At 67.6% G+C, this 6,682-nt stretch carries 5 protein-coding genes and 1 tRNA gene; 4 read left to right on the top strand and 2 right to left on the bottom strand.

All coding sequences use genetic code 11. The annotated features are described in order from the left end of the window. Window positions 1-269: 269 nt before the first annotated feature. The 4 genes from ACULPM_RS10090 (at window position 270) to ACULPM_RS10075 (ending at window position 4,459) form a co-directional block, all read left to right on the top strand. A complete protein-coding gene (locus tag ACULPM_RS10090; RefSeq protein WP_445331406.1) occupies window positions 270-1,328 on the top strand; it encodes an alcohol dehydrogenase in 1,059 nt (352 codons plus the stop codon). A 74-nt stretch (window positions 1,329-1,402) separates the two neighbouring features. Next, window positions 1,403-2,014: a protein adenylyltransferase Fic gene (gene fic, locus ACULPM_RS10085; RefSeq protein WP_445331405.1), complete on the top strand. Its 612-nt coding sequence runs from the start codon at window positions 1,403-1,405 to the stop codon at window positions 2,012-2,014. A 159-nt stretch (window positions 2,015-2,173) separates the two neighbouring features. Continuing rightward, the gene (locus ACULPM_RS10080; protein WP_445331404.1) at window positions 2,174-4,333 is read left to right on the top strand and encodes a Tex family protein; all 2,160 of its coding nucleotides are present in this window, start codon (window positions 2,174-2,176) and stop codon (window positions 4,331-4,333) included. 51 nt (window positions 4,334-4,384) lie between these two features. Then, window positions 4,385-4,459 (top strand) — tRNA-Gln (locus ACULPM_RS10075). Window positions 4,460-4,663: 204 nt separating this feature from the next. On the opposite strand, the gene ACULPM_RS10070 is transcribed toward ACULPM_RS10075, so the two are convergent. Together ACULPM_RS10070 and ACULPM_RS10065 are read right to left on the bottom strand one after the other, a co-directional pair. After that, complete coding sequence (locus tag ACULPM_RS10070) at window positions 4,664-5,584, bottom strand: peptidoglycan-binding domain-containing protein (RefSeq protein WP_445331403.1); 921 nt, start codon at window positions 5,582-5,584, stop codon at window positions 4,664-4,666. 36 nt (window positions 5,585-5,620) lie between these two features. Continuing rightward, window positions 5,621-6,664 carry a polyprenyl synthetase family protein gene (locus ACULPM_RS10065; RefSeq protein WP_445331402.1) on the bottom strand — a complete coding sequence of 348 codons (1,044 nt, stop codon included), beginning with the start codon at window positions 6,662-6,664 and terminating at the stop codon, window positions 5,621-5,623. Window positions 6,665-6,682: the final 18 nt, after the last annotated feature.

Below are 6,682 nucleotides of genomic sequence, written 5' to 3'. Positions count from 1 at the left end.
GGGCCGGGCAGGAGGTTCAGGAACGCGCGGAGGGAGAAGAGGGAGAACGAGGAGTGGGTCGCAGCGGCGATCGCCGAGGCGACGAGGGAGCGGATGACTAACTATGCCGCTCGTTAGGGGCCACAATGGCAGATTGGTGCCTGTTGCTACATGGTTTTGAAGTAGAAAAAAATCTTACTTATATCTGAGACGGCTTCATCTGCTCCTCAGCTCGGACGCCCGGTCGCGTGTTACGATGCCCCAAAGTACATCCAGCCAAGGAGGACCTGATGAAAGCGCTGGTACATGACGGTCACGGCAACATCGCGCTTCTCGACCGGCCGCGCCCGCGGCTGGCGGAGCCCACGGACGCCCTCGTGCGGGTGACGCGCTCGACCATCTGCACGAGCGACCTGCACATCATGCGCGGTGCCGTGCCGCGCGCCCAGCCTGACACGGTGCTCGGCCACGAGTTCGTGGGCGTGGTCGAGGAGGTGGGCCCGGGCGTGAGGTTCTTCTCGCCCGGTGATCGCGTGGCCGTGAACTGCGAGACCTTCTGTGGCGAGTGCTTCTTCTGCCGGCGCGGATGGGTCAACAACTGCGAGCACGGTGGCTGGCTTCTGGGCTGCACCATTGACGGCTGCCAGGCCGAGTACGTGCGCGTTCCGTATGCGGACAACGCGTTCACGCGCATCCCGGACGGCGTCTCGGACGAGGACGCGCTCTTCCTGGGAGACATCCTGGCAACGGGCTGGTGGGGAGCTCGCCTGGCTGAGATTGAGTCCGGCTCTACCGTCGCGGTGTTTGGGGCGGGCCCGGTGGGGCTCACCACCATGATGTGCGCGCGGCTGGCCAACCCGGTGCAGGTCATCGCCCTTGACGTGGATGAGCGCCGCCTTGAGTTCGCGCGTGAGCGCGGCCTTGCGGACGTCGCCATCAACCCTGTCGAGAAGAACCTCGGCGAGGTGGAGTCTCTCGTGCGCGCGCAGACCGGCGGCCGCGGCGCGGACGCCGTGATCGAGGCCGCGGGTGGCGACGACACCTTCGAGATGGCCTGGCGCGTCGCCCGGCCCAATGCCGTCGTGGTGATCTCCGCCATGTACGAGTGCGACCAGACCCTGCCGCTGCCGAGCATGTACGGCAAGAACCTCACGTTCAAGACCGGCGGCGTTGACGCGAGCGGCCTCGACGAGGTGATGGCGCTCATTGCGGCGGGCAAGCTGGACACGAGCCTGCTCATCTCGCGTCGCTACCCGCTGAACGACATCCTGGACGCCTATCGCGCCTTCGAGGCACACGAGGGCGGCTGCCTCAAGGTCGTCATCACGCCGTGGGAACCGCGGGGCTGACGTTCTTCTCGCCATGCCTCGCAAGGTACAATAGATGCAAGTATTCGCAGCGTGCGGCCTTGGAGATGAGCTCGATGACCCTTGAGAACAAGCTCGGGATTGCCAGTGACGTCGAGCTTGCCCGCGAGGAGGAGCGCCTGACCAAGCTCCGTGCCCTCGAGCTGTACGACACGGGGCTTCTCGACACCTTTGAAGTCGGGACCTTTGCCGGGCTCGCCAAGATTCACGGCTATCTGTTCCAGGACGTCTACGAGTTTGCTGGTGAGCCGCGTACGGTGAACATCTCCAAGGGCAGCTTTCGCTTTGCGTCCGTGATGTATCTGGACTCGGCCCTCAGGGCAATCGACAAGATGCCTCAGTCCACGTTTGACCAGATTGTCGAGAAGTACGTGGAGATGAACGTCGCCCATCCCTTCCGTGAGGGCAACGGAAGGAGCGCTCGCATCTGGCTCGACTGCATGCTCAAAAGTGAGCTTGGCGTGGTCGTCGATTGGAGCCGGGTGGACCGGGAAGACTACCTGCTTGCCATGGAGCGGAGCCCCGTGCGCGATAGGGAGATAAAGTTCCTGCTTAATGAGGCGCTGACGGACGCAGTCGCCGACCGCCAGGTCTACATGAAGGGCATCGACGCCAGCTATCGCTACGAGGGGTATGCGACGTATTCCATGGACGAGCTCGACGGCTAGGCGGAAAAGGGGACAGGTTTTTTCTCTCAGGGAGTTTGGGAAAGGCCTTGGAGCCCACGCCCAAGGCCTGTCCCAAATTCCCTGAGAGAAAAAACCTGTCCCCTTTTCCAGTATGCTAGGTGACTCTTGCACGCACGCAACCACGGGAGCTGCAACCACATGGACCTTATCGCCACGCTCGCGGAGGAGCTCGGCCTCAAGCCGGAGGCCGTCGACGCCGCCGTCAAGCTCATCGACGAGGGGAACACCATCCCCTTCATCGCGCGCTACCGCAAGGAGGCTACGGGCGGCATGGACGACGTCGCCCTGCGCGCCCTTGACGAGCGCCTCTCCTACCTGCGCAACCTCGAGAAGCGCAAGCAGGACGTCCTTCTCCTCATCGACGCACAGGGCAAGCTCACGCCCGAACTCGAGGCGGAAATCAAGGCCGCCACGCAGCTCCAGCGCGTCGAGGACCTCTACAAGCCCTATCGCAAGAAGCGCATGACGCGCGCGCAGAAGGCGCGCGAGGCGGGGCTCGAGCCACTGGCGAACATGATCTTCATGCAGATGTCCACCAAGGGCTCCGCACTCGACGAGGCGGCGCGCTTCGTGACGCCGGAGGCGGCAGAGGCCGGCTTCGACACGCCGGAGAAGGCGCTCGCCGGAGCCCGGGACATCGTGGCGGAGGTCGTGGCCGAGGACGCCGAGAACGTGGCCGACCTGCGTGCCTTCACCGAGGCGACGGCGGACATCGTTTCCGTTGCCACGAACGCGGACGAGAAGACCCCCTATGAGCCGTACTACGACTTCTCCGAGCCCGCGGCCAAGATCCCCAACCACCGCGTGCTCGCCATCGACCGCGGCGAGCGCGAGGAGAAGCTCCGCGTGCGCGTCCGCGTGGACGAGGCCGCGGCGGTGGCGCGCCTCGGCGGGCGCTGGCCGCGCCGCCAGGGCGTCTTTGCGCCCGTCTTTGACGCCGCCATTGCGGATGGCTACAAGCGTCTGATGGCGCCCTCGCTCGAGCGCGAGGTCCGCGCGCGCCTTACCGTGCGTGCCCAGACGGACGCCATCAAGGTCTTTGCCAAGAACCTCGAGGGGCTGCTCTCGGCCCGCCCCGTGCGCGGCGCCCGCATCATCTCGCTTGACCCGGGCTACCGCACCGGCTGCAAGGTCGCGGTGCTGGACGAGACGGGCAAGCTGCTCGACCATGGCGTGGTCTATCCCACCAAGCCGCGCCACGACGTCGCGGGCACCAAGCGCGAGCTCAAGCGCCTTGCGGACAAGTACGCGATCAACACCATCGTCATCGGCAACGGCACGGCCAGCCGCGAGACCGAGGAGGTCGTCTCCGAGTTCATCGCCGAGTCTGCGCCGGACCTGCGCTACACGATCGTCAACGAGGCGGGCGCCTCGGTCTACTCCGCCTCCGAGCTCGCGAGCCAGGAGTACCCGGACCTCGACGTCACCACGCGCGGCGCCATGAGCCTGGGCCGACGCCTGCAGGACCCGCTCGCCGAGCTCGTGAAGATCCCGCCCCAGTCCATCGGCGTGGGCCAGTACCAGCACGACCTCGACCAGACGGAGCTCGCGCGCACGCTGGGCTACGTGGTGGAGGACGTGGTCAACCGCGTGGGCGTGGACGTCAATACCGCGAGCGCGAGCCTTCTGGGCTACGTCTCCGGCATCACGTCCGCCGTGGCGCGCAACATCGTGGCCTATCGAGAAGAACATGGCGCCTTCACCGATCGCCGTGAGCTCAAGAAGGTCCCCCAGCTCGGCCCCAAGGCGTTCCAGAACGCGGCAGGCTTCCTGCGCATCACCGGCGGCAAGAACCCGCTCGACGCCACGGCCGTGCACCCGGAGAGCTACGACGTGGCCACGGCGCTGCTCGAGCGCGCGGGTGTGGGGGCGGACGAGCTCACGCGCGGCGGCGTGCCGGACATCGAGAGGCGCGTGGGCAGCGTGGGCGTGCTCGCAGGCGAGCTGGACTGCGGCGTGCTCACGCTCATCGACATCGTGGCCGAGCTCAAGAAGCCGGGACGCGACCCGCGCGATGACGCCCCGGAGCCCGTCTTCAGCCGCGCCGCGCTCTCCATCGACGACCTCCAGCCCGGCATGGAGCTCACGGGCACCGTGCGCAACGTCGTTGACTTCGGCGCCTTCGTGGACGTGGGCGTGCACCAGGACGGCCTCGTGCACATCTCCAAGCTGGCAAACCGCTTCGTCAAGCACCCGAGCGACGTCGTGACCGTGGGGGACACGGTGAAGGTCTGGGTCGAGCGTGTGGACCGCGACCGGGGCAAGATCTCGCTCACCATGGTGCCGGGCAAGAAGTAGGCGCCGCCCCAGCGTCGGGACGCTGGATTTCTTGGTACAATGCGCAGGCACAGGGGTATCGTCCAATGGTTAGGACAGTGGTTTTTGGTGCCATCAATGTGGGTTCGAATCCTACTACCCCTGCCAGGCTATCTGCGGCCCCGTCTCCCTATGGGAGGCGGGGCCGCTTTGTGGCGGGCGCGGTCCTGTGGCGGGCACGGCTCCGCAGCGGGTGCGCTTCATGGCAAGTGACTGGTTTTGGACGGACGCGCGCCCTCTGGCGGCCTCATCCGTTCAAAACCAGTCACTCGGGCGGGGGTGCTGGCGGCTGGCCCCGTCACCCTTGTCGGGCTACGCGAGCTCCAGCCCGTCGAGGGCGGCGCAGATGGCGTCAAGGAGGATGACCGCGAAGGTCTGGGCGTCCCCGACGGTAAAGGCGGAGGTGCCCACGGGGAGCTCGATGCGCGCCGTGGGAGGCGTGGCGCGCGAGCTCTGGACTGCGGTGCGCAGGCGCGGCGGGAGCGTGTCGAAGTCGTCGAGCATGACGTTGCCGACGCCTGACGCCACGTTCTCGGGCAGCGCGGAGGTGGAGAGGACGAGAAGCGCCTGAACGTCGGGACTCGCGCCCTCGGGCGAGCCGAGGAGCTCGATTCCGCACGAGTCGATCGTGGCGTGCGCGAGGTTCCAGATGCGCCCCGCGACGTTGCGGGAGATCGGGTCCTCGGCGGTGATGGCGATGTGGGCGTTCTCGAGCACGCTCGCCGCGCGCGCAAAGCCCATGCCGCCCATCGGGTGGGGACCGTCGGCGGGCTTTCCCGCCCAGACGTGCCGGAGGCGCTCGATGGCGTCGAAGGTGTCGGGGAAGGCCATGCCGTCCGCGAGCACGCCGATGCTCTCCTGGAAGAGCTTCACCGCGGCCTCGGTGTGGACGCCGTAGGTCCCGTCCGGCTCGCCGCAGGAGAACCCGAGGATGTTGAGGCGCTCCTGGAGCTGGCGGACGTCGTTGCCGTGGAAGTTGGGGAGGCGCAGGTAGAGGGTTCGATCCCCGAGCTGGTAGCACTCGTCGACGAGCGAGGACCACGTCGCGGTGTCCACCTCGTCCCCGAGGGAGAGCCCGTGCTCGATGCGGAAGCGCGCGATGGCCGCGGAGGTCGAGGGACCGAACGAGCTGTGCTCCCGCTCGACGGCGTCGATTGCGTAGCCGAGCGACTCGAGCCGCTCCTGAATGTCCTCGACGGCGACACCCGCCGCGCCTTGCCTAATAGCGTCCATCGCCTCTCCTCAAACGAACACGGGATGGGGACGCGCCTAGCTGGCGCGCTCCACAAAGAAGTCTGACATAGAAAGTAGCAGGTCGCGAGCCTCAACCGTGATGTGACCCGCCTCGGCGAGCTCCCTTGCGCCCTCCTTGGCGCGCTCCGCCATCTGCCCCGCGAGCGTGCGGCAGTGCTCGATGCCGCCGCCCCGATCGATGAGCTCGACGGCCCGGGCAAGCGCGGCGGCGTCGGTGGTTGAGCTGCCGAGAAGCGCCACGAGCTCCTCTCGGCCAACGTCATCGAGATGCTCGAGCGCCCACACCGCGGCGAGCGTCCGCTTGCCCTCGGTGATGTCCGAGCGGAAGTCCTTCCCCTGGGCCTCGGCGTCTCCCACGAGGTTGAGCAGGTCATCGGCCAGCTGAAAGGCGACGCCGGCGGTGAGGCCCATCTCGAGCAGGCCGCGCGCCGCCTCCTCCGAGCCCCCGCCCACGAGCGCGCCCACGTAGAGCGGCACGGCGGCGGAGTACCACGAGGTCTTGCTCGTGACCATGTAGAGGTAGTCCTCGGAGGTGACGTCCCAGCGCGCGTCGCGAACCCAGCCGAGGTCGAGCGCCTGGCCCTCGAGCGTGTGACGCTCCATGCGCACCAGCTCGGAGAGCGCTCGAAGCCTTCGGTCCGCGGGGAGCGCCTCGTCGCGCAGGACAACCTCGAAGACCTGGGTGAGCGCCAGGTCGCCGGCGTTTATCGCCAGCCCCGTGCCCTCCGCGCGGTGCAGGCACGGCTCGCCGCGGCGCAGCTCGCCCTCGTCCGCGATGTCGTCGTGGATGAGGGCCGCGCTCTGGAAGAGCTCGACGGCGACCGCGCACGAGAGCGCGTCCTCGGCCCGCCCGCCCACGGCCTCGGCGCCGAGAAGCGCGAGCACGGGCCGCACGCGCTTGCCGCCGCCTGCGGTGAAGCGGCGGAGCGGCGCGTAGAGATAGCGCACGAGGTCGTCGGCGACGGGCCCGTCGGTGAGGGGCGCGTCCGCGGCGTCCGCGAGCGCGCGCTCGACGAGGGGCAGGCGCTCCCTCAGGTAGGTGACGAAGAGCTCTTCCATGGTCCTTCTCGTCCTTCT

It is taken from the genome of Thermophilibacter sp. ZX-H3, from assembly GCF_052599055.1.
This window is presented reverse-complemented; position numbering and strand designations above follow the sequence as displayed.